At 54.9% G+C, this 24,905-nt stretch carries 31 protein-coding genes; all 31 read right to left on the reverse strand.

The window, feature by feature from the left end:
- Positions 1-17 precede the first annotated feature (17 nt).
- The 31 genes from rpsM to rplL all read right to left on the reverse strand — a co-directional run bounded on the left by rpsM (position 18) and on the right by rplL (position 24,827).
- Positions 18-374 (reverse strand): 30S ribosomal protein S13, encoded by a 357-nt coding sequence (gene rpsM / locus FHL16_RS21720; protein ID WP_003186020.1) that lies wholly within the window; start codon positions 372-374, stop codon positions 18-20.
- A gap of 130 nt (positions 375-504) precedes the next feature.
- A complete protein-coding gene (gene rpmJ / locus FHL16_RS21725) occupies positions 505-621 on the reverse strand; it encodes a 50S ribosomal protein L36 (RefSeq protein WP_002555468.1) in 117 nt (38 codons plus the stop codon).
- 27 nt (positions 622-648) lie between these two features.
- Positions 649-1,977 carry a preprotein translocase subunit SecY gene (secY, locus tag FHL16_RS21730; RefSeq protein ID WP_007896784.1) on the reverse strand — a complete coding sequence of 443 codons (1,329 nt, stop codon included), beginning with the start codon at positions 1,975-1,977 and terminating at the stop codon, positions 649-651.
- Complete coding sequence (rplO, locus tag FHL16_RS21735; protein ID WP_010467269.1) at positions 1,978-2,415, reverse strand: 50S ribosomal protein L15; 438 nt, start codon at positions 2,413-2,415, stop codon at positions 1,978-1,980.
- 3 nt (positions 2,416-2,418) lie between these two features.
- Positions 2,419-2,595 (reverse strand): 50S ribosomal protein L30, encoded by a 177-nt coding sequence (gene rpmD / locus FHL16_RS21740; RefSeq protein ID WP_003186033.1) that lies wholly within the window; start codon positions 2,593-2,595, stop codon positions 2,419-2,421.
- Positions 2,596-2,597: 2 nt separating this feature from the next.
- Complete coding sequence (gene rpsE / locus FHL16_RS21745) at positions 2,598-3,098, reverse strand: 30S ribosomal protein S5 (RefSeq protein WP_007943782.1); 501 nt, start codon at positions 3,096-3,098, stop codon at positions 2,598-2,600.
- A 3-nt stretch (positions 3,099-3,101) separates the two neighbouring features.
- A complete protein-coding gene (rplR, locus tag FHL16_RS21750) occupies positions 3,102-3,452 on the reverse strand; it encodes a 50S ribosomal protein L18 (protein ID WP_003186037.1) in 351 nt (116 codons plus the stop codon).
- 10 nt (positions 3,453-3,462) lie between these two features.
- The gene (gene rplF / locus FHL16_RS21755; protein WP_003176412.1) at positions 3,463-3,996 is read right to left on the reverse strand and encodes a 50S ribosomal protein L6; all 534 of its coding nucleotides are present in this window, start codon (positions 3,994-3,996) and stop codon (positions 3,463-3,465) included.
- Positions 3,997-4,008: 12 nt separating this feature from the next.
- The gene (rpsH, locus tag FHL16_RS21760) at positions 4,009-4,401 is read right to left on the reverse strand and encodes a 30S ribosomal protein S8 (RefSeq protein ID WP_003186040.1); all 393 of its coding nucleotides are present in this window, start codon (positions 4,399-4,401) and stop codon (positions 4,009-4,011) included.
- A gap of 209 nt (positions 4,402-4,610) precedes the next feature.
- Positions 4,611-4,916, reverse strand: coding sequence for a 30S ribosomal protein S14 (rpsN, locus tag FHL16_RS21765; protein ID WP_003176414.1), 306 nt, complete (start codon positions 4,914-4,916; stop codon positions 4,611-4,613).
- Between the two features lie 13 nt (positions 4,917-4,929).
- On the reverse strand, positions 4,930-5,469 hold the full coding sequence (gene rplE / locus FHL16_RS21770) for a 50S ribosomal protein L5 (RefSeq protein ID WP_003176415.1): 540 nt from the start codon (positions 5,467-5,469) through the stop codon (positions 4,930-4,932).
- Positions 5,470-5,489: 20 nt separating this feature from the next.
- Positions 5,490-5,804: a 50S ribosomal protein L24 gene (gene rplX, locus FHL16_RS21775; protein ID WP_003176416.1), complete on the reverse strand. Its 315-nt coding sequence runs from the start codon at positions 5,802-5,804 to the stop codon at positions 5,490-5,492.
- 11 nt (positions 5,805-5,815) lie between these two features.
- Positions 5,816-6,184, reverse strand: a complete 369-nt coding sequence (gene rplN, locus FHL16_RS21780) for a 50S ribosomal protein L14 (RefSeq protein WP_002555479.1) — start codon at positions 6,182-6,184, stop codon at positions 5,816-5,818.
- 23 nt (positions 6,185-6,207) lie between these two features.
- Positions 6,208-6,474, reverse strand: coding sequence for a 30S ribosomal protein S17 (rpsQ, locus tag FHL16_RS21785; RefSeq protein WP_003176419.1), 267 nt, complete (start codon positions 6,472-6,474; stop codon positions 6,208-6,210).
- A 2-nt stretch (positions 6,475-6,476) separates the two neighbouring features.
- Positions 6,477-6,668, reverse strand: a complete 192-nt coding sequence (gene rpmC, locus FHL16_RS21790) for a 50S ribosomal protein L29 (RefSeq protein WP_002555481.1) — start codon at positions 6,666-6,668, stop codon at positions 6,477-6,479.
- Positions 6,668-7,081, reverse strand: a complete 414-nt coding sequence (gene rplP / locus FHL16_RS21795; protein WP_007896757.1) for a 50S ribosomal protein L16 — start codon at positions 7,079-7,081, stop codon at positions 6,668-6,670. Before rplP ends, rpmC begins: the two co-directional genes overlap by 1 nt.
- Positions 7,082-7,093: 12 nt before the next feature.
- Positions 7,094-7,780 carry a 30S ribosomal protein S3 gene (rpsC, locus tag FHL16_RS21800; RefSeq protein WP_003176422.1) on the reverse strand — a complete coding sequence of 229 codons (687 nt, stop codon included), beginning with the start codon at positions 7,778-7,780 and terminating at the stop codon, positions 7,094-7,096.
- A 13-nt stretch (positions 7,781-7,793) separates the two neighbouring features.
- Complete coding sequence (rplV, locus tag FHL16_RS21805) at positions 7,794-8,126, reverse strand: 50S ribosomal protein L22 (protein ID WP_003103908.1); 333 nt, start codon at positions 8,124-8,126, stop codon at positions 7,794-7,796.
- A 13-nt stretch (positions 8,127-8,139) separates the two neighbouring features.
- On the reverse strand, positions 8,140-8,415 hold the full coding sequence (gene rpsS / locus FHL16_RS21810) for a 30S ribosomal protein S19 (protein WP_002555486.1): 276 nt from the start codon (positions 8,413-8,415) through the stop codon (positions 8,140-8,142).
- A 16-nt stretch (positions 8,416-8,431) separates the two neighbouring features.
- Positions 8,432-9,256 (reverse strand): 50S ribosomal protein L2, encoded by an 825-nt coding sequence (gene rplB / locus FHL16_RS21815; RefSeq protein ID WP_003176423.1) that lies wholly within the window; start codon positions 9,254-9,256, stop codon positions 8,432-8,434.
- Between the two features lie 14 nt (positions 9,257-9,270).
- Positions 9,271-9,570, reverse strand: a complete 300-nt coding sequence (gene rplW, locus FHL16_RS21820; protein ID WP_002555488.1) for a 50S ribosomal protein L23 — start codon at positions 9,568-9,570, stop codon at positions 9,271-9,273.
- Positions 9,567-10,169, reverse strand: a complete 603-nt coding sequence (gene rplD / locus FHL16_RS21825) for a 50S ribosomal protein L4 (protein ID WP_007896707.1) — start codon at positions 10,167-10,169, stop codon at positions 9,567-9,569. The genes rplW and rplD overlap by 4 nt, the downstream gene beginning before the upstream one ends.
- 12 nt (positions 10,170-10,181) lie before the next feature.
- Complete coding sequence (gene rplC / locus FHL16_RS21830) at positions 10,182-10,817, reverse strand: 50S ribosomal protein L3 (protein ID WP_003186059.1); 636 nt, start codon at positions 10,815-10,817, stop codon at positions 10,182-10,184.
- An 80-nt stretch (positions 10,818-10,897) separates the two neighbouring features.
- Positions 10,898-11,209, reverse strand: a complete 312-nt coding sequence (gene rpsJ / locus FHL16_RS21835; RefSeq protein ID WP_003186070.1) for a 30S ribosomal protein S10 — start codon at positions 11,207-11,209, stop codon at positions 10,898-10,900.
- A 156-nt stretch (positions 11,210-11,365) separates the two neighbouring features.
- Positions 11,366-12,559, reverse strand: a complete 1,194-nt coding sequence (gene tuf / locus FHL16_RS21840; protein WP_007896660.1) for an elongation factor Tu — start codon at positions 12,557-12,559, stop codon at positions 11,366-11,368.
- Between the two features lie 31 nt (positions 12,560-12,590).
- Positions 12,591-14,696 (reverse strand): elongation factor G, encoded by a 2,106-nt coding sequence (gene fusA / locus FHL16_RS21845; protein ID WP_010467261.1) that lies wholly within the window; start codon positions 14,694-14,696, stop codon positions 12,591-12,593.
- Between the two features lie 30 nt (positions 14,697-14,726).
- Entirely contained in the window at positions 14,727-15,197 is a 471-nt protein-coding gene (rpsG, locus tag FHL16_RS21850) for a 30S ribosomal protein S7 (protein WP_002555493.1), read from the reverse strand.
- Positions 15,198-15,315: 118 nt separating this feature from the next.
- Positions 15,316-15,687, reverse strand: a complete 372-nt coding sequence (gene rpsL / locus FHL16_RS21855; RefSeq protein WP_002555494.1) for a 30S ribosomal protein S12 — start codon at positions 15,685-15,687, stop codon at positions 15,316-15,318.
- A 216-nt stretch (positions 15,688-15,903) separates the two neighbouring features.
- On the reverse strand, positions 15,904-20,103 hold the full coding sequence (gene rpoC / locus FHL16_RS21860; RefSeq protein ID WP_007896632.1) for a DNA-directed RNA polymerase subunit beta': 4,200 nt from the start codon (positions 20,101-20,103) through the stop codon (positions 15,904-15,906).
- Positions 20,104-20,167: 64 nt separating this feature from the next.
- Positions 20,168-24,241 (reverse strand): DNA-directed RNA polymerase subunit beta, encoded by a 4,074-nt coding sequence (gene rpoB, locus FHL16_RS21865; protein WP_010467260.1) that lies wholly within the window; start codon positions 24,239-24,241, stop codon positions 20,168-20,170.
- 220 nt (positions 24,242-24,461) lie between these two features.
- The gene (gene rplL, locus FHL16_RS21870) at positions 24,462-24,827 is read right to left on the reverse strand and encodes a 50S ribosomal protein L7/L12 (protein WP_077749256.1); all 366 of its coding nucleotides are present in this window, start codon (positions 24,825-24,827) and stop codon (positions 24,462-24,464) included.
- Positions 24,828-24,905: the final 78 nt, after the last annotated feature.

The following is a 24,905-nucleotide window of genomic DNA, read 5'->3' on the forward strand; positions in this document are numbered from 1 at the left end:
TCGATTCGCTGGGGCGATTACTTGCGGATCGGCTTACGCGGACCTTTACGGGTACGCGCGTTAGTCTTGGTACGCTGACCGCGCACTGGAAGACCACGACGATGACGCAGACCGCGATAGCAACCGAGGTCCATCAAACGCTTGATTTTCATGTTGATTTCGCGACGCAGGTCACCTTCAGTGGTGAACTTCGCCACTTCGCCACGCAGCTGTTCAATCTGCTCGTCGCTCAGATCCTTGATCTTTGCGGCTGGGTTTACCCCAGTCACTGCACAGATCTTCTGCGCAGTAGTGCGACCAACACCATAGATGTAGGTCAGCGAGATAACAGTATGCTTGTTATCTGGAATGTTAACGCCTGCAATACGGGCCATTCAGTGGGACTCCAATTGACAGCTACCTACGCCCCGGAAGCCAAGAAATAGGGCGCGAGATAATATCGCTGTAATAACAAATAATCAACCCGGTAGCGCACTAGCTACCGGGCTTGAAGCACAATCACACTCAGCCTTGGCGCTGTTTGTGACGCGGTTCCGCGCTGCAAATTACTCGAACAACACCTTCGCGGCGAATAATCTTGCAGTTGCGGCACAGCTTTTTCACCGATGCACGAACTTTCATCACCAACTCCTCGAACCTTATGGGTACTCAGCGCAACATGCCGCTGCCGTAACCCTTCAGGTTGGCTTTCTTCATCAGGGATTCGTACTGGTGCGAAACGAGGTGCGATTGTACTTGGGACATGAAGTCCATCACAACCACGACGACGATCAGCAACGAGGTCCCGCCAAGGTAGAACGGAACGTTTGCTGCAACCACCAGGAACTGGGGCAACAGGCATACGGCCGTCATATATAGAGCACCGAACAGGGTCAAACGAGTCAGAACGCCATCAATGTAGCGCGCAGACTGCTCACCTGGACGGATGCCCGGAATAAAGGCACCGGACTTCTTCAGGTTTTCCGCTACGTCTTTCGGATTGAACATCAACGCCGTATAGAAGAAGCAGAAGAAAATAATCCCTGCACTAAACAGCAGAATATTCAACGGCTGACCAGGAGCGATCGACTGCGAGATGTCCTGCAGCCAGCCCATACCTTCAGACTGACCGAACCAGGTACCCAACGAAGCCGGGAACAGCAAAATGCTGCTCGCGAAAATGGCCGGAATAACACCGGCCATGTTCACCTTCAACGGCAAGTGGCTAGTCTGCGCAGCAAAGACCTTACGACCCTGCTGACGCTTGGCGTAATGAACAGCAATACGACGCTGACCACGCTCAATGAACACCACAAAACCGATAATCGCTACTGCCAGCAAACCGATGGCAACCAAGGCAAAAATGTTGATATCACCCTGACGCGCAGACTCGAAAGACTGCCCGATCGCTCTCGGAAGACCGGCGACGATACCTGCGAAAATCAACATCGAGATACCGTTGCCAACACCACGCTCAGTAATCTGCTCACCCAGCCACATCATGAACATCGCACCAGCCACAAACGTGGATACCGCGACGAAATGGAAGCCAAAGTCACCAGTGAACGCAACGCCCTGCCCCGCCAGACCAATGGACATGCCAATTGCCTGAACGAGAGCGAGGACGACAGTGCCGTAGCGGGTGTACTGGGCAATCTTGCGACGCCCAGCTTCACCTTCCTTCTTCAACTGCTCCAGCTGCGGGCTGACGGCTGTCATCAGTTGCATGATGATCGATGCCGAAATGTACGGCATGATCCCCAGTGCAAAGATACTCATCCGCTCCAGCGCGCCGCCGGAAAACATGTTGAACAAGCTAAGAATGGTCCCCTCATTCTGTCGAAACAGGTCCGCGAGTCGGTCCGGGTTGATACCTGGAACCGGGATGTGTGCGCCTATTCGGTAGACGATAATCGCCAGGAACAGAAAACGCAGACGAGCCCAGAGTTCAGACATACCGCCTTTGCCGAGCGCAGAGAGAGCACCTTGCTTAGCCATTTATTCCTCGAACTTGCCGCCAGCTGCTTCGATAGCCGAACGCGCACCTTTGGTGGCGCCGATTCCCTTTCCGATGGTAACAGCGCGAGTAACTTCGCCGGACAGCATGATTTTCACACGCTGTACGTTGACGTTGATCACGTTGGCATCTTTCAGGGACTGCACAGTGACGATGTCGCCTTCCACTTTAGCCAGCTCGGACAGACGCACTTCTGCGCGGTCCATGGCCTTCAGGGAAACGAAACCGAACTTAGGCAGGCGACGATGCAGCGGCTGTTGACCGCCTTCAAAGCCTGGAGCAATGGTGCCACCGGAGCGGGAGGACTGACCTTTGTGGCCACGGCCACCGGTCTTGCCCAAACCACTACCGATACCACGGCCCGGACGATGCTTTTCGCGACGGGAACCCGGCGCTGGACTCAGATCATTGAGTTTCATCGATTAACCCTCGACACGCAGCATGTAGTAAGCCTTGTTGATCATCCCGCGATTCTCGGGAGTATCAAGTACTTCTACAGTGTGACCGATGCGACGCAGACCCAGACCCTTAACGCACAGTTTGTGGTTAGGGATGCGGCCGGTCATGCTTTTGATCAGCGTAACTTTAACGGTAGCCATGATCAGAAGATCTCCTTGACGCTTTTGCCACGCTTGGCGGCAATGGATTCAGGAGATTGCATAGCTTTCAAACCTTTGAAAGTGGCGTGAACCACGTTTACCGGGTTAGTCGAGCCGTAGCACTTGGCCAGAACGTTCTGAACGCCAGCAACTTCGAGGACAGCACGCATAGCGCCGCCAGCGATGATACCGGTACCTTCAGAAGCAGGCTGCATGTACACCTTCGAAGCGCCGTGACCGGACTTCATTGCGTACTGCAGAGTGGTGCCGTTCAGATCAACTTGGATCATGTTGCGACGAGCAGCTTCCATTGCCTTCTGGATCGCAGCAGGCACTTCACGTGACTTGCCACGGCCGAAGCCAACACGCCCTTTACCATCACCTACCACGGTCAACGCGGTGAAAGTGAAGATACGGCCGCCTTTAACGGTTTTGGCTACGCGGTTAACTTGAACCAGCTTCTCAATGTAGCCTTCGTCGCGCTTTTGGTCGTTATTTGACATAACTTAGAACTCCAGCCCAGCTTCACGAGCAGCATCAGCCAGCGCCTTGACGCGGCCGTGGTACTTGAAGCCAGAGCGGTCGAAAGCCACCTGCGAGACGCCAGCGGCTTTTGCACGCGTAGCGACCAGCTGGCCAACCTTAGTGGCCGCGTCGATGTTGCCAGTGGCGCCATCACGCAGTTCTTTATCCAAAGTCGAGGCAGATGCCAGGACTTTGTTGCCGTCGGCCGAAATGACCTGGGCGTAGATGTGCTGCGACGAGCGGAACACGCAGAGACGCACGACTTCGAGTTCGTGCATTTTCAGGCGTGCTTTGCGAGCGCGACGCAGTCGAGTAACTTTTTTGTCGGTCATTTGCTATGCCCTACTTCTTCTTGGCTTCTTTACGACGGACGACTTCGTCCGCGTAGCGCACACCTTTGCCTTTGTACGGCTCTGGTGGACGGAAGTCGCGGATCTCGGCGGCCACTTGACCTACCAGCTGCTTATCGATGCCCTTGATCAGGATATCGGTCTGGCTAGGAGTCTCAGCGGTGATGCCTTCCGGCAGTTCATAATCCACTGGGTGCGAGAAGCCAAGAGCCAGGTTCAGCACTGTGCCTTTTGCTTGCGCTTTGTAACCAACACCGACCAGCTGGAGCTTACGCTCGAAGCCTTGGCTTACGCCTTGGACCATGTTGTTTACCAACGCACGAGTGGTACCAGCCATTGCGCGAGTTTGTTGATCGCCATTGCGAGCAGCGAAACGCAGCTCACCAGCTTCTTCAACGATCTCAACGGACGAATGGATGTTCAGTTCGAGAGTGCCCTTGGCACCCTTCACCGAAAGCTGTTGGCCTGCGAATTTTACTTCGACACCGGCTGGCAGCTTAACGGGGTTCTTAGCGACGCGTGACATGCTTATCCCCCCTTAGAACACAGTGCAAAGAACTTCGCCGCCGACACCGGCAGCGCGCGCAGCACGATCCGTCATCACACCTTTGTTGGTGGAGACGATAGACACACCGAGACCGCCACGAACTTTTGGCAGATCATCGACGGACTTGTACTGACGCAGGCCTGGACGGCTAACGCGCTTCACTTCCTCGATGACCGGACGGCCTTCGAAGTACTTCAGCTCGATGGACAGCAGTGGCTTGATTTCGCTGCTGATCTGATAACCCGCAATGTAACCTTCGTCCTTCAGGACTTTGGCAACAGCTACCTTCAAAGTAGAAGATGGCATGCTTACGACGGACTTTTCAGCCATCTGGGCATTACGGATTCGAGTTAGCATGTCCGCTAACGGGTCCTGCATACTCATGGGCTAGACGCTCCTAATACAAAAAAATTAGCCTTGCGGCTACTACTTGTCGCCGAGCTCATCCATGCGGAAAAAGCACGGGCTCAGGCGAGCCGGGTATTCTAGACACACCCCACAAATGAATCAAGCCCCAAAAGGGGCTTGATTCAAGTTCAAGGTCACCGGTGGTCAGGATCTTGCGATCCCGAACACCGAGACTTTGATAGTGCTTACCAGCTGGCTTTAACCAGACCAGGTACGTCACCACGCATTGCAGCTTCACGCAGTTTGTTACGGCCGAGGCCGAACTTGCGGTAAACGCCGTGTGGACGACCGGTCAGGCGGCAGCGGTTACGCATGCGCGAGGCGCTTGCGTCACGTGGCTGCTTCTGCAGAGCTACTGTAGCTTCCCAACGTGCTTCTGGACTTGCGTTCAGATCAACGATGATAGCTTTCAGTGCTGCACGCTTTTTGGCGTACTTGGCAACCGTGAGCTGACGCTTCAGCTCGCGGTTTTTCATGCTCATCTTGGCCATTTTCCTACTCCAATCAGTTGCGGAACGGGAATTTGAAAGCACGCAACAGGGCGCGACCTTCATCATCGTTCTTGGCAGTGGTGGTCAGGGTAATGTCCAGACCGCGGAGAGCATCGATCTTGTCGTAGTCGATTTCCGGGAAGATGATCTGCTCTTTAACGCCCATGCTGTAGTTACCACGACCATCGAAGGACTTGGCATTCAGGCCGCGGAAGTCGCGAACCCGAGGCAGGGAGATCGACAGCAGACGATCCAGAAACTCGTACATACGCTCACGGCGCAGAGTCACTTTGACGCCGATCGGCCAACCTTCACGGACTTTAAAGCCAGCGATGGATTTCCGAGCGTAAGTCACAACGACTTTCTGACCGGTGATCTTTTCCAGGTCGGCAACAGCGTGCTCGATGACTTTTTTGTCACCGACAGCTTCGCCCAGACCCATGTTCAGGGTGATTTTGGTAACGCGTGGAACTTCCATCACGTTCGAAAGCTTAAGTTCTTCCTTAAGCTTCGGTGCGATTTCCTTCCAGTAAATCTCTTTTAGTCGTGCCATGGTCTTCTACCTAGCAGTGTTCAAGCATCAACCGCTTTTTGGGTCGACTTGAAGACACGAATTTTCTTGCCATCTTCTACTTTGAAACCAACGCGGTCAGCCTTGTTGGTTTCGCCGTTGAAAATGGCGACGTTAGAAGCGTCCAGTGGAGCTTCTTTTTCGACGATACCGCCTTGTACGCCCGACATCGGGTTAGGCTTGGTATGACGCTTAACCAGGTTCAGACCACCAATAACCAGACGGTTATTAGCGAGAACCTTAAGCACCTTACCGCGCTTACCTTTGTCTTTGCCGGCGATCACGATGATCTCGTCGTCACGACGAATCTTTTGCATGTCGGATCTCCTTACAGCACTTCTGGGGCGAGCGAGACGATCTTCATGAACTTCTCAGTACGAAGTTCACGGGTCACTGGCCCAAAGATACGGGTGCCGATCGGCTCTTGCTTGTTGTTCAGAAGAACAGCAGCGTTGCCATCAAAGCGGATAATGGAGCCATCAGCACGGCGTACACCGTGACGAGTGCGGACTACAACAGCAGTCATCACTTGGCCTTTTTTCACTTTACCGCGAGGAATTGCTTCCTTGACGGTAACTTTGATGATGTCACCGATACCAGCGTAACGACGATGGGAGCCACCCAGCACCTTGATGCACATAACACGGCGAGCGCCGCTGTTATCGGCCACATCGAGCATGGATTGAGTCTGAATCATATAATTTCTCCGACCCCTAGTCCTTAGACTTCCACAGCGCGTTCGAGAACATCAACCAGCGCCCAAGACTTGGTCTTGGCCAAAGGACGAGTTTCACGAATAGTGACTTTGTCGCCGATGTGGCACTGATTGGTTTCGTCGTGCGCGTGCAGCTTAGTCGAACGCTTAACGTATTTACCGTAGATCGGGTGCTTAACGCGACGCTCGATCAGAACGGTGATGGTTTTGTCCATCTTGTCGCTGACAACACGGCCAGTCAGCGTACGGACAGTTTTTTCGGCTTCAGCCATGATTACTTACCTGCCTGCTGGTTGAGCACAGTCTTCACGCGAGCGATGTCACGCTTAACTTGCGAGAGCAGATGAGACTGCCCCAACTGGCCAGTTGCTTTCTGCATACGCAGATTGAACTGGTCGCGCAGCAAGCCGAGCAGTTGCTCGTTCAGCTGCTGTGCGGATTTTTCACGAAGTTCATTCGCTTTCATCACATCACCGTCCGTTTAACAAAGGCGGTGGCGAGCGGCAGCTTTGCAGCAGCCAGGGCAAAAGCCTCACGCGCCAGCTCTTCAGAAACACCCTCGATTTCATACAGGACTTTGCCTGGCTGAATCTGGGCAACCCAGTACTCCACACTACCCTTACCTTTACCCATCCGAACTTCGAGTGGCTTTTTGGAAATAGGCTTGTCCGGGAATACACGGATCCAGATCTTGCCGCCACGTTTAACGTGACGGGTCAGAGCACGACGCGCTGACTCGATCTGACGAGCGGTGAGACGACCACGAGCTACAGACTTCAGCGCGAACTCGCCGAAGCTGACTTTGCTACCGCGCTGAGCCAGACCACGGTTGTGGCCTGTCATCTGCTTGCGGAACTTCGTACGCTTTGGTTGCAACATTTGGCGTACCCCTTACTTAGCAGCTTTTTTACGAGGCGCTGGTGCTTGTGGTTTCAGTTCTTCTTGGCGACCACCAATTACTTCGCCTTTGAAGATCCAAACCTTTACACCGATCACACCGTAAGTGGTGTGAGCTTCGTAGTTGGCATAGTCGATGTCGGCACGCAGGGTGTGCAGTGGCACACGACCTTCGCGATACCATTCAGTACGTGCGATTTCAGCACCGCCGAGACGACCGCTCACTTGGATTTTGATGCCTTTGGCACCAATGCGCATGGCGTTTTGTACAGCGCGCTTCATAGCGCGACGGAACATTACGCGACGCTCCAGCTGCTGAGCTACGCTCTGCGCAACCAACATACCGTCGAGTTCCGGCTTGCGGATTTCTTCGATATTGATGTGCACAGGCACACCCATTTGTTTGGTCAGGTCCTGACGCAGTTTCTCAACATCTTCACCTTTCTTCCCGATAACGATACCTGGACGAGCGGTGTGGATGGTGATACGTGCAGTTTGAGCCGGACGATGGATATCGATACGGCTTACGGACGCGCTTTTTAGTTTGTCTTGGAGATACTCACGCACCTTCAGATCAGCGAACAAATAGTCCGCATAAGTCCGACCGTCTGCGTACCAGACGGAGGTGTGTTCCTTGACGATTCCCAGGCGAATGCCAATGGGATGTACTTTCTGACCCATCTCTTCGACTCCGTTACTTGTCAGCAACCTTGACAGTGATATGGCAAGACCGCTTGACGATGCGATCAGCACGGCCTTTGGCACGTGGCATGATTCGCTTCAGCGAACGCCCTTCGTTGACGAAAACGGTGCTGACCTTGAGGTCATCAACGTCTGCGCCTTCGTTATGCTCGGCGTTGGCTACGGCCGACTCCAGCACTTTCTTCATGATCTCGGCGGCTTTCTTACTGCTGAAAGCCAACAGGTTGAGCGCTTCGCCCACCTTCTTCCCGCGGATCTGGTCGGCGACCAAGCGGGCTTTCTGGGCGGAGATTCGAGCGCCCGACAACTTAGCGGCTACTTCCATCGTTCCTTACCCCTTAACGCTTGGCTTTCTTGTCTGCCACGTGCCCACGATATGTGCGGGTACCGGCAAACTCGCCTAGTTTGTGGCCGACCATGTCTTCGTTCACGAGAACTGGAACATGTTGACGACCGTTATGAACTGCAATGGTCAGACCGACCATTTGTGGCAGGATCATCGAACGACGCGACCAGGTTTTAACTGGTTTGCGATCGTTCTTTTCCGCCGCCACTTCGATCTTCTTCAGTAGGTGAAGATCAATAAAAGGACCTTTTTTCAGAGAACGTGGCACTGTCGTATCCCTCTATTTACTTGCGACGACGGACGATCATTTTGTCGGTACGCTTATTACCACGAGTCTTCGCGCCCTTAGTCGGGAAGCCCCATGGCGATACCGGATGACGACCACCAGAGGTACGACCTTCACCACCACCATGTGGGTGGTCAACCGGGTTCATGGCAACACCACGAACGGTTGGGCGAACGCCACGCCAGCGTTTGGCACCAGCTTTACCCAGCGAACGCAGGCTGTGCTCGGAGTTCGAGACTTCACCCAGGGTCGCGCGGCATTCAGCCAGCACTTTACGCATCTCACCAGAACGCAGACGCAGGGTCACGTAGACACCTTCACGAGCGATCAGCTGAGCCGAAGCACCAGCGGAACGAGCGATTTGCGCGCCTTTACCTGGCTTCAATTCGATGCCGTGTACGGTGCTACCAACTGGAATGTTACGCAGTTGCAGAGCGTTGCCCGGCTTGATCGGCGCCAAAGCACCTGCGATCAGCTGGTCGCCAGCACTCACGCCTTTAGGGGCGATGATGTAGCGACGCTCGCCATCTGCGTACAGCAGCAGAGCGATGTGAGCAGTACGGTTTGGATCGTATTCGATACGCTCGACAGTGGCAGAGATGCCATCTTTGTCGTTGCGACGGAAATCGACCAGACGATAATGCTGCTTATGGCCACCACCGATGTGACGAGTGGTAATGCGACCATTGTTGTTACGACCACCAGTCTTCGATTTTTTCTCGAGCAGCGGTGCGTGAGGAGCGCCTTTATGCAGCTCCTGGTTGACCACCTTGACCACAAAACGGCGGCCAGGGGAAGTCGGTTTGCATTTAACGATTGCCATGATGCACCCCTTCCTTACTCAGCACTGCTGCTGAAATCGAGATCTTGGCCTGGCTGAAGGGAGATAACTGCCTTCTTCCAGTCATTACGCTTGCCCAGACCGCGAGCAGTGCGCTTGCTCTTACCCAGAACATTCAGGGTAGTAACACGCTCTACTTTCACGCTGAACAGGCTTTCGACGGCCTTCTTGATTTCCAGCTTGGTTGCGTCAGTTGCAACCTTGAAAACGAACTGGCCTTTCTTGTCAGCCAGAACCGTAGCCTTCTCGGAAACGTGCGGGCCAAGCAGAACTTTAAATACGCGTTCCTGGTTCATCCCAGCAGCTCCTCGAATTTCTTCACGGCCGACACGGTGATCAACACCTTGTCGTATGCGATCAGACTAACTGGATCGGAACCCTGCACGTCACGTACATCAACGTGTGGCAGGTTACGAGCAGCCAGGTACAGGTTCTGATCAACTACTTCAGACACGATCAAGACGTCAGTCAGGCCCATGCCGGTCAGTTTGTTCAGCAGATCTTTGGTCTTCGGTGCATCAACAGCGAAGTCCTGAACCACAACCAGACGATCAGTACGCACCAGCTCAGCAAGGATGGAACGCATTGCTGCGCGATACATCTTCTTGTTCAGCTTCTGGGTGTGATCCTGAGGACGAGCTGCGAAAGTGGTACCGCCGCCACGCCAGATTGGGCTACGGATAGTACCGGCACGAGCACGGCCAGTACCTTTCTGACGCCATGGGCGCTTACCGCCACCACGAACGTCGGAACGGGTCTTTTGCTGCTTGCTACCTTGACGGCCGCCGGCCATGTAGGCCACGACTGCTTGGTGAACCAGCGTCTCGTTGAATTCGCCGCCAAATGTCAGTTCGGAAACTTCGATCGCTTGAGCGTCATTTACATTTAATTGCATGTCAGCTTCCCCTTAACCGCGAGCCTTGGCTGCTGGACGTACAACCAAGTTGCCGCCAGTAGCGCCAGGAACAGCACCCTTGACCAACAACAGATTGCGTTCAGCGTCCACGCGCACTACTTCGAGGGACTGCACGGTCACGCGCTCAGCGCCCATATGACCGGACATTTTTTTGCCCTTGAATACACGACCAGGAGTCTGGCACTGGCCGATAGAGCCTGGAACGCGGTGGGACACGGAGTTACCGTGGGTATTATCTTGCCCGCGGAAGTTCCAACGCTTGATCGTACCCTGGAAGCCTTTACCCTTGGACTGACCGGTTACATCAACCAGTTGACCAGCGGCGAAGATTTCAGCGTTGATCAGATCGCCGGCCTGGTACTCGCCTTCTTCAAGGCGGAATTCCATTACGGTACGACCAGCGGCAACGTTCGCTTTAGCGAAGTGGCCAGCTTGAGCAGCTGTAACACGCGAAGCACGACGCTCGCCTACAGTGACTTGCACTGCACGATAGCCATCGGTCTCTTCAGTTTTGAACTGGGTGACGCGATTCGGCTCGATCTCAATGACCGTGACCGGAATGGAGACACCTTCTTCGGTGAAAATACGGGTCATACCGCATTTACGACCGACTACACCAATAGTCATGTTGTAAACCTCATGAGTGTACGGGGCTTTCACCCGCTATGGCCGCCCATTTCAGAGCGTTACACGACTAAGACCGAGTCTTAGCCGAGGCTGATCTGTACTTCCACACCGGCCGCCAGATCAAGCTTCATAAGAGCATCAACGGTTTTATCCGTTGGCTGGACGATGTCCAGTACGCGCTTATGAGTACGGATCTCGTACTGGTCACGCGCGTCTTTGTTGACGTGCGGGGAGACCAGAACGGTGAACCGCTCTTTACGGGTAGGCAGTGGAATTGGACCACGCACTTGAGCACCAGTACGTTTCGCGGTTTCCACGATTTCCTGGGTGGATTGGTCGATCAGGCGATGGTCAAAAGCCTTCAACCTGATACGGATTTGCTGATTTTGCATTGGATTTCAGACTCCGGCTGCTATTCCCACCGAGCGCAATACGCCCGTTAAAAGGAGGCGCAATTCTATAGACGCCCCATATAGGTGTCAACCCAATAAAAAAGCCCCCGCTAAGCGGGGGCTTTTTCAATTCATCAAAGCCAACTCGAAAAGAGCTTACTCGATGATTTTGGCTACGACGCCAGCGCCGACGGTACGACCGCCTTCACGGATAGCGAAACGCAGACCGTCTTCCATTGCGATGGTCTTGATCAGGGTGACAACCATTTTGATGTTGTCGCCCGGCATTACCATTTCAACGCCTTCCGGCAGTTCGCAGTTACCAGTCACGTCAGTAGTACGGAAGTAGAACTGTGGACGATAGCCTTTGAAGAACGGAGTGTGACGACCGCCTTCTTCTTTGCTCAGAACGTAGACTTCAGCTTCGAACTTGGTGTGCGGCTTGACCGAACCTGGCTTAACCAGAACCTGGCCACGCTCAACGTCGTCACGCTTGGTACCACGCAGCAGAACGCCGCAGTTCTCGCCAGCACGACCTTCGTCGAGCAGCTTACGGAACATTTCAACACCGGTGCAGGTGGTGACGGTAGTGTCACGCAGACCAACGATTTCCAGTGGATCCTGAACCTTGACGATACCGCGCTCGATACGGCCAGTTACAACAGTACCGCGACCGGAGATCGAGAATACGTCTTCGATTGGCATCAGGAACGGCTTGTCGATAACGCGAACTGGATCTGGAATGTAGCTGTCCAGAGTCTCAACCAGCTTACGAACGGCAGTGGTGCCCATTTCGTTGTCGTCTTGGCCGTTCAGAGCCATCAGAGCCGAACCGATGATGATCGGAGTGTCGTCACCTGGGAAGTCGTAAGTGCTCAGCAGGTCGCGCACTTCCATCTCAACCAGTTCCAGCAGCTCAGCGTCGTCAACCATGTCAGCCTTGTTCAGGAAGACAACGATGTACGGAACGCCAACCTGACGGGACAGCAGGATGTGCTCACGGGTTTGTGGCATCGGACCATCAGCGGCCGAGCAAACCAGGATAGCGCCGTCCATCTGAGCAGCACCGGTGATCATGTTCTTCACGTAGTCAGCGTGACCTGGGCAGTCAACGTGAGCGTAGTGACGGATCAGCGAGTTGTATTCAACGTGCGCGGTGTTGATGGTGATACCACGAGCCTTTTCTTCCGGAGCGCTGTCGATTTTGTCGAAAGCAACAACGGCCGAACCGAAAACTTCGGAGCAGACGCGAGTCAGAGCAGCGGTCAGCGTGGTTTTACCGTGGTCGACGTGACCGATGGTGCCAACGTTGACGTGCGGGAGGGTACGGTCAAATTTTTCTTTAGCCACGACAATTAACTCCTAGCCTAAAGGGGCTGAATCAGCCTTGTTTTTTGGTAACGGTTTCGACGATGTGCGACGGAGCCGTATTGTATTTTTTGAATTCCATAGAGTAGCTTGCGCGACCTTGGGACATGGAACGGACGTCAGTTGCATAACCGAACATCTCGCCCAGCGGAACCTCAGCACGAATTACTTTGCCGGAGACCGTGTCTTCCATACCCAGGATCATGCCGCGACGACGGTTAAGGTCGCCCATCACGTCACCCATATAGTCTTCAGGTGTAACAACCTCTACCGCCATGATCGGCTCAAGCAACTCACCACCGCCCTTCTGGGCCAGTTGCTTGGTTGCCATGGAAGCAGCCACCTTAAACGCCATCTCGTTGGAGTCGACGTCGTGGTAAGAACCATCAAACACGGTAGCCTTCAGGCCGATTAGCGGATAGCCGGCCACAACGCCGTTCTTCATCTGCTCTTCGATACCCTTCTGGATAGCCGGGATGTATTCCTTAGGAACCACACCACCCACTACTTCGTTCAGGAATTGCAGACCTTCCTGACCTTCGTCAGCAGGAGCAAAACGAATCCAGCAGTGACCGAACTGGCCACGACCGCCGGACTGACGAACGAACTTGCCTTCAATTTCGCAGCTCTTCGTGATGCGCTCACGGTACGAAACTTGTGGCTTACCGATGTTGGCTTCGACGTTGAACTCACGGCGCATCCGGTCAACCAGGATGTCCAGGTGCAACTCGCCCATGCCGGAGATGATCGTTTGACCAGTCTCTTCATCAGTCTTGACGCGGAAAGATGGATCTTCCTGAGCGAGCTTGCCCAGAGCGATACCCATTTTTTCCTGGTCATCCTTGGTCTTAGGCTCTACGGCAACCGAAATAACCGGCTCCGGGAAGTCCATGCGAACCAGGATGATTGGCTTGTCAGCGTTGCACAAAGTCTCACCAGTGGTGACGTCCTTCATGCCGATCAAGGCCGCGATGTCACCAGCGCGTACTTCCTTGATTTCTTCACGGGCGTTTGCGTGCATTTGCACCATACGACCCACACGCTCTTTCTTGCCTTTAACCGAGTTGATCACGCCGTCGCCGGAGGCCAACACGCCCGAGTAAACTCGAACGAAGGTCAAGGTACCCACGAATGGGTCGGTAGCGATCTTGAACGCCAGAGCCGAGAACGGCTCGCTGTCGTCTGCGTGACGCTCCATTTCCTTGGTCTCGTCATCCGGGTCTGTACCCTTGATGGCAGGAATGTCGGAAGGAGCAGGCAGGTAGTCGATCACGGCGTCGAGAACCAGGGGAACACCCTTGTTCTTGAAGGAAGAACCGCAAACAGCCAGAACGATCTCACCAGCGATAGTACGCTGACGCAGAGCGGCCTTGATTTCCGCGTTGGTGAGTTCTTCACCTTCGAGGTACTTGTTCATCAGCTCTTCGCTGGCTTCAGCCGCAGCTTCAACCATATTGCCGCGCCATTCGTCAGCCAGTTCCTGCAGTTCTGCAGGGATAGGCTTGCGAACTGGAACCATGCCTTTGTCAGAATCATTCCAGTAAACAGCTTCCATAGCCATCAGGTCGATCTGACCCTGGAAGTTGTCTTCGGAACCGATAGCCAACTGGATTGGAACCGGGGTGTGACCCAGACGCTGTTTGATCTGACCGATCACGCGCAGGAAGTTCGCACCAGCACGGTCCATCTTGTTTACATAAACAAGACGTGGAACGCCGTACTTGTTGGCCTGACGCCATACGGTTTCCGACTGAGGCTCAACACCCGAGGTGCCGCAGAACACAACGACCGCGCCGTCGAGAACACGCAAGGAACGTTCAACTTCAATAGTGAAGTCAACGTGGCCCGGGGTGTCGATGACGTTGAAGCGATACTGGTCTTTGTGCTGCTTCTCGGAACCCTGCCAGAAGGCGGTAATAGCAGCAGAAGTAATGGTAATACCACGCTCCTGCTCCTGCACCATCCAGTCTGTGGTCGCGGCGCCGTCATGCACCTCGCCCATTTTGTGACTTTTGCCAGTGTAAAAAAGGACGCGCTCGGTGGTGGTGGTTTTACCAGCATCCACGTGAGCAACGATACCAATGTTACGGTAGCGATTAATCGGTGTAGTACGAGCCATAAAGCCCTCGCAAAATTAGTGACGCTAAAATTAGAAGCGGTAGTGCGAGAAAGCCTTGTTGGCTTCAGCCATACGGTGCACGTCTTCACGCTTCTTAACTGCAGCACCTTTGCCTTCAGCAGCGTCCAACAGTTCGCCAGCCAAACGCAGAGCCATAGACTTCTCGCCGCGCTTACGGGCGAAGTCTACCAACCAGCGCATTGCCAGAGCGTTACGACGGGACGGACGAACTTCGACCGGAACCTGGTAAGTAGCACCGCCTACACGGCGCGACTTTACTTCGACCAGCGGAGCGATGGCGTCGAGAGCTTTCTCGAAGATTTCCAGGGGATCGCTGTTCTTGCGTTCTTTAACCTTTTCCAGCGCGCCATAAACGATACGCTCGGCAACGGCTTTCTTGCCGCTTTCCATTACGTGGTTCATGAACTTGGCCAGGATCTGGCTGCCGTATTTTGGATCGTCAAGCACTTCGCGCTTGGCTGCTACGCGTCTTCTTGGCATGGATAAGCCCTCAAACGGTCTTCAGGTTCGCTCGGAATCGGTGCCCTTTCGGGACGCCTCCGACCTTACTCTTATCGACTCAGAAAAATAGAAAATCAGTTCTTACAAAAAGCCGCTACTACTTAGGCTTCTTGGTACCGTACTTCGAACGACCCTGGTTACGACCTTTAACGCCGGAAGTATCCAAAGAACCGCGTACGGTGTGGTAACGAACACCTGGCAAGTCTTTTACACGACCGCCGCGGATCAGTACCACGCTGTGCTCTTGCAGGTTGTGGCCTTCACCGCCGATGTACGAGGAAACCTCGAAACCGTTGGTCAGACGCACACGGCATACTTTACGCAGTGCCGAGTTAGGTTTTTTCGGCGTGGTGGTATACACACGGGTGCATACGCCACGACGTTGCGGGCAGTTCTGCAGCGCAGGCACGTCGGATTTCTCGACGATACGCTTACGCGGCTGACGTACCAGCTGGTTGATAGTTGCCATCTACTAGCTCCACTGTTGTCTTGCGACGCTATTGTCTTGCAAGAAAAGCAAAATGGCAGGAACGAATTCCCGCCAAATTTAGGGGTACAAGAGTCTAAAGAGGATCTTGTCCCCAGTCAAGGCAAGGCCCCGACCTCCCCGCTCATCCAACCTCGACAAATTGTCTCGATTCGATGAACGGAACGACCGGGGCCCCACACTCATTTACCGCAGAACTCAGTTACCGCTCGAGTTCAGTGCTTCGGTCAGTGCAGCTTCCACTTCACTGGCGCTAACGCGCAACGGTTTGTCAGCATCACGGCGGCGCTTGCGCTCGCTGTGATAAGCCAGACCGGTACCGGCCGGGATCAGACGACCCACGACTACGTTTTCTTTCAGGCCGCGCAGGTAATCGCGCTTGCCGGTTACCGCCGCTTCGGTCAGTACGCGAGTGGTTTCCTGGAAGGAAGCCGCCGAGATGAACGATTCGGTGGACAACGACGCCTTGGTGATACCCAGCAGCACGCGAGTGAACTTGGAAACGAATTTCTCGTCGCCAGCCAGACGCTCGTTCTCTACCAGAACGTGAGTCAATTCCATCTGGTCGCCCTTGATGAAACTGGAATCGCCGGATTCAGCGATTTCAACTTTACGCAGCATCTGACGCAGGATGGTCTCGATGTGCTTATCGTTGATCTTCACGCCTTGCAGACGATAAACGTCCTGGATCTCGTTCACGATGTACTTGGCCAGCGCACTCACACCCAGCAGACGCAGGATGTCGTGTGGATCGCTTGGGCCGTCGGAGATAACTTCGCCGCGGTTTACCTGTTCGCCTTCGAAGACGTTCAGGTGACGCCACTTCGGAATCAGCTCTTCATACGGATCGCTACCGTCGTTCGGGGTAATGACCAGACGGCGCTTGCCTTTGGTCTCTTTACCGAACGCGATGGTGCCGCTGACTTCAGCCAGAATCGAGGCTTCTTTCGGACGACGGGCTTCGAACAAGTCGGCAACACGCGGCAGACCACCGGTGATGTCACGGGTTTTCGAAGTCTCTTGCGGAATACGAGCGATAACATCACCGATCGCGATTTTCGCGCCGTCCGCTACACCGACCAGGGCGTTAGCAGGCAGGAAGTACTGAGCAATTACGTCGGTACCCGGCAGCAAGAGATCCTTGCCATTGTCATCAACCATCTTCACAGCAGGACGGATATCTTTACCGGCAGCTGGACGGTCTTTGGCGTCGAGTACTTCAATGTTGGTCATACCGGTCAATTCGTCAGTCTGACGCTTGATCGTGATGCCTTCTTCCATGCCCACGTAGGTCACGGTACCTTTCATTTCGGTAACGATTGGGTGAGTGTGCGGATCCCACTTGGCCACGATTGCGCCAGCGTCGACCTTGTCACCTTCTTTAACCGAAATCACAGCACCGTACGGCAGCTTGTAACGCTCGCGCTCACGACCGAAGTCATCAGCGATCGCCAGCTCACCGGAACGGGACACAGCAACCAGGCAACCATCCACTCGCTCAACGTGTTTCAGGTTATGCAGACGGACGGTACCGCCATTCTTCACCTGAACGCTATCAGCTGCGGAGGTCCGGCTTGCCGCACCACCGATGTGGAACGTACGCATGGTCAGCTGGGTACCCGGCTCACCGATGGACTGGGCAGCGATAACGCCGACCGCTTCACCGATGTTCACCTGGTGACCACGAGCCAAGTCACGGCCGTAGCACTTGGCGCAAATGCCATAGCGGGTTTCGCAGCTGATCGGCGAACGCACGATCACTTCGTCGATGCTGTTCAGCTCGATGAACTCGACCCACTTCTCGTCTACCAGCGTGCCGGCAGGAACGATGATTTCTTCGGTACCTGGCTTGAACACGTCACGAGCAATGACACGACCCAATACGCGCTCACCCAACGGCTCGACAACGTCACCGCCTTCAATGTGCGGAGTCATTACCAGGCCATGTTCGGTGCCGCAATCGATCTCGGTCACAACCAGATCCTGCGCCACGTCTACCAGACGACGAGTCAGGTAACCGGAGTTCGCAGTTTTCAACGCGGTATCCGCCAAACCTTTACGAGCACCGTGAGTGGAGATGAAGTACTGAAGTACGCTCAAACCTTCACGGAAGTTCGCAGTAATCGGCGTTTCGATGATGGAACCGTCCGGCTTGGCCATCAGGCCACGCATACCGGCGAGCTGACGGATCTGCGCAGCAGAACCCCGTGCGCCCGAGTCGGCCATCATGTACATCGAGTTGAAGGACTCTTGGTCGACTTCGACGCCATGACGGTCGATGACTTTCTCTTTCGAGAGGTTGGCCATCATCGCCTTGGAAACTTCGTCGTTCGCCTTGGACCAAAGGTCGATCACTTTGTTGTACTTCTCGCCCTGGGTTACCAGGCCGGAGGCGTACTGACTTTCGATCTCTTTCACTTCGTCGGTAGCAGCACCGATGATGCGGGCTTTTTCATCCGGGATAACGAAGTCGTTAACACCGATGGAAACGCCGGAGATGGTCGAATAAGCAAAACCGGTGTACATCAACTGGTCAGCGAAGATCACGGTCTCTTTCAAACCAACCACGCGGTAGCACTGGTTGATCAGCTTGGAGATCGCCTTTTTCTTCATCGGCTGGTTGACGACGTCGTATGACAGGCCAGGTGGAACAACCTGGAACAACAGCGCACGGCCGACAGTGGTGTCGACGATACGGGTGTTCTTGACGCTGCCACCATCACGATCGTTGACGGTTTCGTTGATCCGCACTTTGACCTTGGCGTGCAGCGCGGCTTCGCCGGCACGGAACACACGGTCAACTTCTTGCAGATCCGCGAACACACGACCTTCGCCTTTGGCGTTGATCGCTTCACGAGTCATGTAGTACAGACCCAATACAACGTCCTGCGACGGAACGATGATTGGCTCACCGTTGGCTGGCGACAGAATGTTGTTGGTCGACATCATCAACGCACGCGCTTCCAGCTGGGCTTCCAGTGTCAGCGGTACGTGCACGGCCATTTGGTCGCCGTCGAAGTCGGCGTTGTACGCAGCACAGACCAGAGGGTGCAGCTGGATAGCCTTACCTTCGATCAGTACCGGCTCAAACGCCTGGATACCCAGACGGTGAAGGGTCGGTGCACGGTTGAGGAGAACCGGGTGTTCACGGATCACTTCAGCGAGAACGTCCCAAACCTCTGGCAGCTCGCGCTCGACCATCTTCTTGGCAGCTTTGATGGTGGTAGCGAGACCACGCATTTCCAGCTTGCCGAAGATGAACGGCTTGAACAGCTCGAGGGCCATTTTCTTCGGCAGACCGCACTGGTGCAGACGCAGGGTCGGACCTACGGTAATTACCGAACGACCGGAGTAGTCAACACGCTTACCGAGCAAGTTCTGACGGAAACGACCTTGCTTACCCTTGATCATGTCAGCCAGGGATTTCAGAGGACGCTTGTTCGAACCGGTGATAGCGCGGCCACGACGACCGTTGTCGAGCAGTGCATCGACAGCTTCCTGCAACATACGCTTTTCGTTGCGCACGATGATGTCCGGAGCGGACAGATCGAGCAGACGCTTCAAGCGGTTGTTACGGTTGATCACTCGACGATACAGATCGTTGAGGTCGGAAGTCGCGAAGCGACCGCCATCCAGCGGGACCAGTGGACGCAGATCTGGCGGCAGAACCGGCAGAACGGTCAGCACCATCCATTCCGGAAGGTTGCCGGAACCCTGGAAGGCTTCCATCAACTTCAGACGCTTGGACAGCTTTTTGATTTTGGTTTCGGAGTTGGTTTGCGGAATTTCTTCGCGCAGACGGCCAATCTCGTGTTCCAGGTCGATAGCGTGCAGCAGTTCACGGACAGCTTCGGCACCCATGCGGGCATCGAAATCGTCGCCGAACTCTTCCAGCGCTTCGAAGTACTGCTCGTCGTTGAGCAGCTGACCTTTTTCAAGGGTGGTCATGCCTGGATCGATAACGACATAGCTCTCGAAATAGAGAACGCGTTCGATATCACGCAGGGTCATGTCCATCAGCAAGCCGATACGCGACGGCAGCGATTTCAAGAACCAGATGTGGGCAACTGGCGAGGCCAGTTCGATGTGCGCCATGCGCTCACGACGAACTTTAGCCAGCGCGACTTCAACGCCGCACTTCTCGCAGATTACGCCACGGTGCTTCAAGCGCTTGTACTTACCGCACAGGCACTCGTAATCCTTTACCGGGCCAAAGATCTTGGCGCAGAACAGGCCGTCACGTTCAGGTTTGAACGTACGGTAGTTGATGGTTTCCGGCTTTTTAACTTCACCGAACGACCACGAACGGATCATCTCAGGCGATGCCAATCCAATACGGATGGCGTCGAACTCTTCGACTTGACCCTGGTTTTTCAGCAAATTCAGTAGATCTTTCAAGGCCTTTCCTCCTGGCGGAGCAGAGAGCGGGCAATCCTGCCCCGCTCTCGATTCGCGTCACGTGTTATTCGGTTTCCAGATCGATATCGATGCCGAGGGAACGAATTTCCTTGATCAACACGTTGAAAGACTCGGGCATGCCCGGCTCCATACGGTGATCGCCATCCACGATGTTTTTGTACATCTTGGTACGGCCGTTCACATCGTCCGACTTCACTGTGAGCATTTCTTGCAGAGTGTAAGCAGCACCGTATGCTTCCAGTGCCCAGACCTCCATCTCCCCGAAACGCTGACCACCGAACTGCGCCTTACCACCCAGCGGCTGCTGGGTAACCAGGCTGTACGAACCGGTAGAACGAGCGTGCATCTTGTCGTCTACCAAGTGGTTCAGCTTCAGCATGTACATGTAGCCAACAGTAACCGGGCGCTCGAACTTGTTGCCGGTACGGCCGTCGGTCAGCTGCATCTGGCCGCTTTCTGGCAGGTCTGCCAGTTTCAGCATGGCCTTGATTTCGCTTTCCTTGGCGCCGTCGAACACTGGAGTGGCCATTGGAACGCCGCCACGCAGGTTCTTCGCCAGATCCAGGATTTCCTGGTCGGAGAAGCTATCCAGATCTTCGTTACGACCGCCGATCTGGTTGTAGATCTCGTCGAGGAATTTACGAAGCTCAGCGACTTTGCGCTGCTCTTCGATCATCCGGTTAATCTTCTCGCCCAGACCTTTGGCCGCGAGGCCCAGGTGGGTTTCAAGGATCTGACCAACGTTCATACGCGAAGGTACGCCCAACGGGTTGAGGACGACGTCGACCGGAGTGCCATTGGCATCGTGCGGCATGTCTTCAACCGGCATGATCACGGAGACCACACCCTTGTTACCGTGACGACCGGCCATCTTGTCGCCCGGCTGGATGCGGCGACGGATTGCCAGGTAAACCTTGACGATTTTCAGCACGCCTGGAGCCAGGTCATCGCCCTGCTGCAGTTTGCGCTTCTTGTCTTCGAACTTGTCGTCCAGCAGACGGCGGCGATCAACGATGTAGGCCTGAGCCTTCTCAAGCTGCTCGTTCAGAGCATCTTCAGCCATGCGCAGTTTGAACCACTGACCATGCTCAAGACCGTCGAGAACTTCGTCGGTGATGTCCTGACCTTTCTTCAGGCCGGCGCCGCCTTCGGCTTTGTGGCCGACCAGAGCGGAACGCAGACGTTCGAAAGTGGCGCCTTCAACGATACGGAACTCTTCGTTCAGGTCCTTGCGGATCTCGTCGAGTTGAGTCTTCTCGATCGACAGTGCACGAGCATCACGCTCAACGCCGTCGCGGGTGAAGACCTGTACGTCGATGACGGTACCCTTGGTGCCGGTAGGCACGCGCAGGGAGGTGTCTTTAACGTCGCTGGCTTTTTCACCGAAGATGGCACGCAGCAGTTTTTCTTCCGGAGTCAGCTGGGTCTCGCCTTTCGGAGTGACCTTACCAACCAGGATGTCGCCTGCGCCTACTTCAGCACCTACGTAAACGATACCGGCTTCGTCCAGCTTGTTCAGTGCAGCTTCACCCACGTTCGGGATGTCTGCAGTGATTTCCTCTGGCCCAAGCTTGGTGTCACGCGCCACACAGGTCAGTTCCTGAATGTGGATCGTGGTGAAGCGATCTTCCTGAACCACACGCTCGGACAGGCAGATGGAGTCTTCGAAGTTGAAGCCGTTCCATGCCATGAACGCGATGCGCATGTTCTGACCCAGAGCCAGCTCACCCATATCGGTGGACGGACCGTCGGCCATGATGTCGCTACGCTGAACCCGATCACCTTTACGCACCAGCGGACGCTGGTTGATGCAGGTGTTCTGGTTGGAGCGGGTGTACTTGGTCAGGTTGTAGATGTCGACACCAGCTTCGCCGGTTTCAACTTCGTCATCAGCAACTCGAACCACGATACGGCTGGCGTCGACGGAATCGATAACGCCACCACGACGAGCCACGACGCAAACGCCGGAGTCACGGGCTACGTTACGCTCCATGCCGGTACCGACCAGCGGCTTGTCAGCGCGCAGAGTTGGTACAGCTTGACGCTGCATGTTCGAACCCATCAACGCACGGTTGGCGTCGTCGTGCTCAAGGAACGGGATCAGCGACGCAGCAACCGAAACTACCTGCTTCGGCGATACGTCCATCAAGGTGACGTCTTCCGGCGCCTTGACGGTGAATTCGTTCAAGTGACGAACAGCTACCAGCTCGTCGATCAGGACTTTCTTGTCGTTCATCGTGGCCGAAGCCTGAGCGATCACGTGATCAGCTTCTTCGATGGCGGACAGGAACACGATCTCGTCGGTGACCAGAGCGTCTTTCACCACACGGTACGGGCTCTCGAGGAAGCCGTACTGGTTGGTGCGCGCATAGGCTGCCAGGGAGTTGATCAGACCGATGTTCGGACCTTCCGGCGTTTCAATCGGGCATACACGACCATAGTGAGTCGGGTGTACGTCACGAACTTCAAAGCCAGCACGCTCACGAGTCAAACCGCCAGGGCCGAGTGCAGACACACGACGCTTGTGGGTGATCTCGGACAGCGGGTTGTTCTGGTCCATGAACTGGGAAAGCTGGCTGGAACCGAAGAACTCTTTCACCGCCGCAGCCACTGGCTTGGCGTTGATCAGGTCTTGCGGCATCAGGCCTTCGCTTTCAGCCATCGACAGACGCTCTTTGACCGCACGCTCAACACGTACCAGGCCAACGCGGAACTGGTTCTCGGCCATTTCGCCTACGCAGCGAACACGACGGTTACCCAGGTGGTCGATGTCATCGACGATGCCTTTACCGTTACGGATGTCGACCAGAGTCTTCAGTACCGCGACGATGTCTTCTTTGCACAACACGCCCGAACCTTCGATCTCGGTACGACCGATACGACGGTTGAACTTCATCCGGCCGACCGCAGACAGGTCATAGCGCTCAGGGCTGAAGAACAGGTTGTTGAACAGAGTCTCGGCAGCGTCTTTGGTTGGCGGCTCGCCTGGACGCATCATGCGATAGATCTCGACCAGCGCTTCCAATTGGTTGCTGGTGGAGTCGATCTTCAGGGTGTCGGAAACGAACGGACCGCAGTCGATATCGTTGGTGTACAGAGTTTCGATGCGAACAACCTGGGCCTTGGCGATTTTCGCCAGGATCTCGGTGTTCAGCTCGGTGTTGCACTCTGCCAGGATTTCGCCGGTTGCCGGATGCACGATGGCCTTGGCGGTAGTGCGGCCCAGGACGTAGTCCAGAGGCACTTCCAGGGTCTTGAGACCGGCTTTTTCGATCTGGTTGATGTGGCGCGCAGTAATACGGCGACCAGCCTCAACGATGACCTTGCCCTTCTCATCCTGAATATCAAGAACAGCGATTTCACCACGCAGACGCGAAGCAATCAGTTCCAGACTGAGGGTTTCGCCGCTCAGGTGGAAAACGTTGGTGGTGTAGAACGCGTCGAGCACTTCTTCAGTGGTATAGCCGAGCGCGCGCAGCAGTACCGATGCAGGCAGCTTGCGACGACGGTCGATACGCACGAACACGCAGTCTTTCGGGTCGAACTCGAAGTCCAGCCACGAACCGCGGTAAGGAATGATGCGCGCGGAGTACAGCAGTTTGCCGGAGCTGTGCGTCTTGCCACGGTCGTGGTCGAAGAACACGCCCGGGGAACGGTGCAGCTGGGAAACGATTACACGCTCGGTACCGTTGATTACGAAGGTACCGTTCTCAGTCATCAGGGGGATTTCACCCATGTAGACTTCTTGCTCTTTAATGTCCTTGATCGCTTTGTTCGACGATTCTTTGTCGAAAATGATCAGGCGCACTTTTACCCGCAAAGGTACGGCGTAAGTCACACCGCGCAATACGCATTCTTTGACATCAAATGCCGGTTCGCCCAGGCGATAACCGACGTACTCCAGCGCAGCATTGCCGGAGTAGCTGATGATCGGGAAAACGGATTTGAAGGCCGCATGCAGGCCCACGTCGCGGAACTGATCTTTAGTCGCTCCCGCTTGCAAGAATTCACGATACGAATCCAGCTGGATGGCCAGGAGGTACGGCACATCCATGACGTCCGGCAACTTGCTAAAGTCCTTGCGGATACGTTTTTTCTCAGTATATGAGTAAGCCATCAGCGTTCCCCAGCTTGGTCACCTGCTTGTTTGGCCCCTCCCGACGGGAGCAGCCAGAAAATCGTGCAAACCCCATGGTTTGCGCCACCGCATCGGGTGGTTACAGCTCGTTACCAGCACCGACCCAGTCGGCTGCCAATAACGGAAAAAGGCCGGTGGCAAGAGCCACCAGCCATCAGCCTTTCGCTTAACGCTCGGGCTGGAGGAGCAAAGTCGATGCTTACTTCAGCTCGACTTTAGCGCCTGCTTCTTCCAGAGTGGCTTTGGCTTTGTCAGCTGCGTCTTTCGAAACAGCTTCCAGAACGATGCCAGGAGCGCCGTCAACTACAGCCTTGGCTTCTTTCAGGCCCAGACCGGTCAGTTCACGTACTGCCTTGATCACGTTAACTTTCTTCTCGCCAGCTTCCAGCAGCATGACGTTGAATTCAGTTTGTTCTTCAACAACAGCAGCGACAGCAGCTGGACCAGCGGAAGCAGCGGCAGCAGAAACGCCGAACTTCTCTTCCATGGCCTTGATCAGCTCAACGATTTCCAGAACGGATTTTTCGCCGATTGCTTCGATGATTTGGTCGTTAGTCAGAGACATGACTATAAATTCCTGTATTGGGGTGACAGCCTACGCGGCCGTCGAAATAAACAATAAACGCTGAAAGGTGTCGCTCAG

It is taken from the genome of Pseudomonas sp. FSL W5-0299 (assembly GCF_005930655.1).
Lineage (GTDB): Bacteria > Pseudomonadota > Gammaproteobacteria > Pseudomonadales > Pseudomonadaceae > Aquipseudomonas > Aquipseudomonas mandelii.

Bases quoted from the DNA above. Each gene is read 5' to 3' on its own strand.
- rpsM (WP_003186020.1), bottom strand. From the start codon at position 374: ATGGCCCGTATTGCAGGCGTTAACATTCCAGATAACAAGCATACTGTT.
- rpmJ (WP_002555468.1), bottom strand. From the start codon at position 621: ATGAAAGTTCGTGCATCGGTGAAAAAGCTGTGCCGCAACTGCAAGATT.
- secY (WP_007896784.1), bottom strand. From the start codon at position 1,977: ATGGCTAAGCAAGGTGCTCTCTCTGCGCTCGGCAAAGGCGGTATGTCT.
- rplO (WP_010467269.1), bottom strand. From the start codon at position 2,415: ATGAAACTCAATGATCTGAGTCCAGCGCCGGGTTCCCGTCGCGAAAAG.
- rpmD (WP_003186033.1), bottom strand. From the start codon at position 2,595: ATGGCTACCGTTAAAGTTACGCTGATCAAAAGCATGACCGGCCGCATC.
- rpsE (WP_007943782.1), bottom strand. From the start codon at position 3,098: ATGTCAAATAACGACCAAAAGCGCGACGAAGGCTACATTGAGAAGCTG.
- rplR (WP_003186037.1), bottom strand. From the start codon at position 3,452: ATGACCGACAAAAAAGTTACTCGACTGCGTCGCGCTCGCAAAGCACGC.
- rplF (WP_003176412.1), bottom strand. From the start codon at position 3,996: ATGTCACGCGTCGCTAAGAACCCCGTTAAGCTGCCAGCCGGTGTCGAA.
- rpsH (WP_003186040.1), bottom strand. From the start codon at position 4,401: ATGAGTATGCAGGACCCGTTAGCGGACATGCTAACTCGAATCCGTAAT.
- rpsN (WP_003176414.1), bottom strand. From the start codon at position 4,916: ATGGCCAAGATGAGCATGAAAAACCGCGAGCTGAAGCGTCAGCTCACG.
- rplE (WP_003176415.1), bottom strand. From the start codon at position 5,469: ATGGCACGACTAAAAGAGATTTACTGGAAGGAAATCGCACCGAAGCTT.
- rplX (WP_003176416.1), bottom strand. From the start codon at position 5,804: ATGCAAAAGATTCGTCGTGACGACGAGATCATCGTGATCGCCGGCAAA.
- rplN (WP_002555479.1), bottom strand. From the start codon at position 6,184: ATGATTCAGACTCAATCCATGCTCGATGTGGCCGATAACAGCGGCGCT.
- rpsQ (WP_003176419.1), bottom strand. From the start codon at position 6,474: ATGGCTGAAGCCGAAAAAACTGTCCGTACGCTGACTGGCCGTGTTGTC.
- rpmC (WP_002555481.1), bottom strand. From the start codon at position 6,668: ATGAAAGCGAATGAACTTCGTGAAAAATCCGCACAGCAGCTGAACGAG.
- rplP (WP_007896757.1), bottom strand. From the start codon at position 7,081: ATGTTGCAACCAAAGCGTACGAAGTTCCGCAAGCAGATGACAGGCCAC.
- rpsC (WP_003176422.1), bottom strand. From the start codon at position 7,780: ATGGGTCAGAAAGTACATCCCATTGGCATTCGCCTGGGAATCGTCAAG.
- rplV (WP_003103908.1), bottom strand. From the start codon at position 8,126: ATGGAAGTAGCCGCTAAGTTGTCGGGCGCTCGAATCTCCGCCCAGAAA.
- rplB (WP_003176423.1), bottom strand. From the start codon at position 9,256: ATGGCAATCGTTAAATGCAAACCGACTTCCCCTGGCCGCCGTTTTGTG.
- rplW (WP_002555488.1), bottom strand. From the start codon at position 9,570: ATGAACCAGGAACGCGTATTTAAAGTTCTGCTTGGCCCGCACGTTTCC.
- rplD (WP_007896707.1), bottom strand. From the start codon at position 10,169: ATGCAATTAAATGTAAATGACGCTCAAGCGATCGAAGTTTCCGAACTG.
- rplC (WP_003186059.1), bottom strand. From the start codon at position 10,817: ATGACTATTGGTGTAGTCGGTCGTAAATGCGGTATGACCCGTATTTTC.
- rpsJ (WP_003186070.1), bottom strand. From the start codon at position 11,209: ATGCAAAATCAGCAAATCCGTATCAGGTTGAAGGCTTTTGACCATCGC.
- fusA (WP_010467261.1), bottom strand. From the start codon at position 14,696: ATGGCTCGTACTACACCGATTAATCGCTACCGTAACATTGGTATCGTT.
- rpsG (WP_002555493.1), bottom strand. From the start codon at position 15,197: ATGCCAAGAAGACGCGTAGCAGCCAAGCGCGAAGTGCTTGACGATCCA.
- rpsL (WP_002555494.1), bottom strand. From the start codon at position 15,687: ATGGCAACTATCAACCAGCTGGTACGTCAGCCGCGTAAGCGTATCGTC.
- rpoB (WP_010467260.1), bottom strand. From the start codon at position 24,241: ATGGCTTACTCATATACTGAGAAAAAACGTATCCGCAAGGACTTTAGC.
- rplL (WP_077749256.1), bottom strand. From the start codon at position 24,827: ATGTCTCTGACTAACGACCAAATCATCGAAGCAATCGGCGAAAAATCC.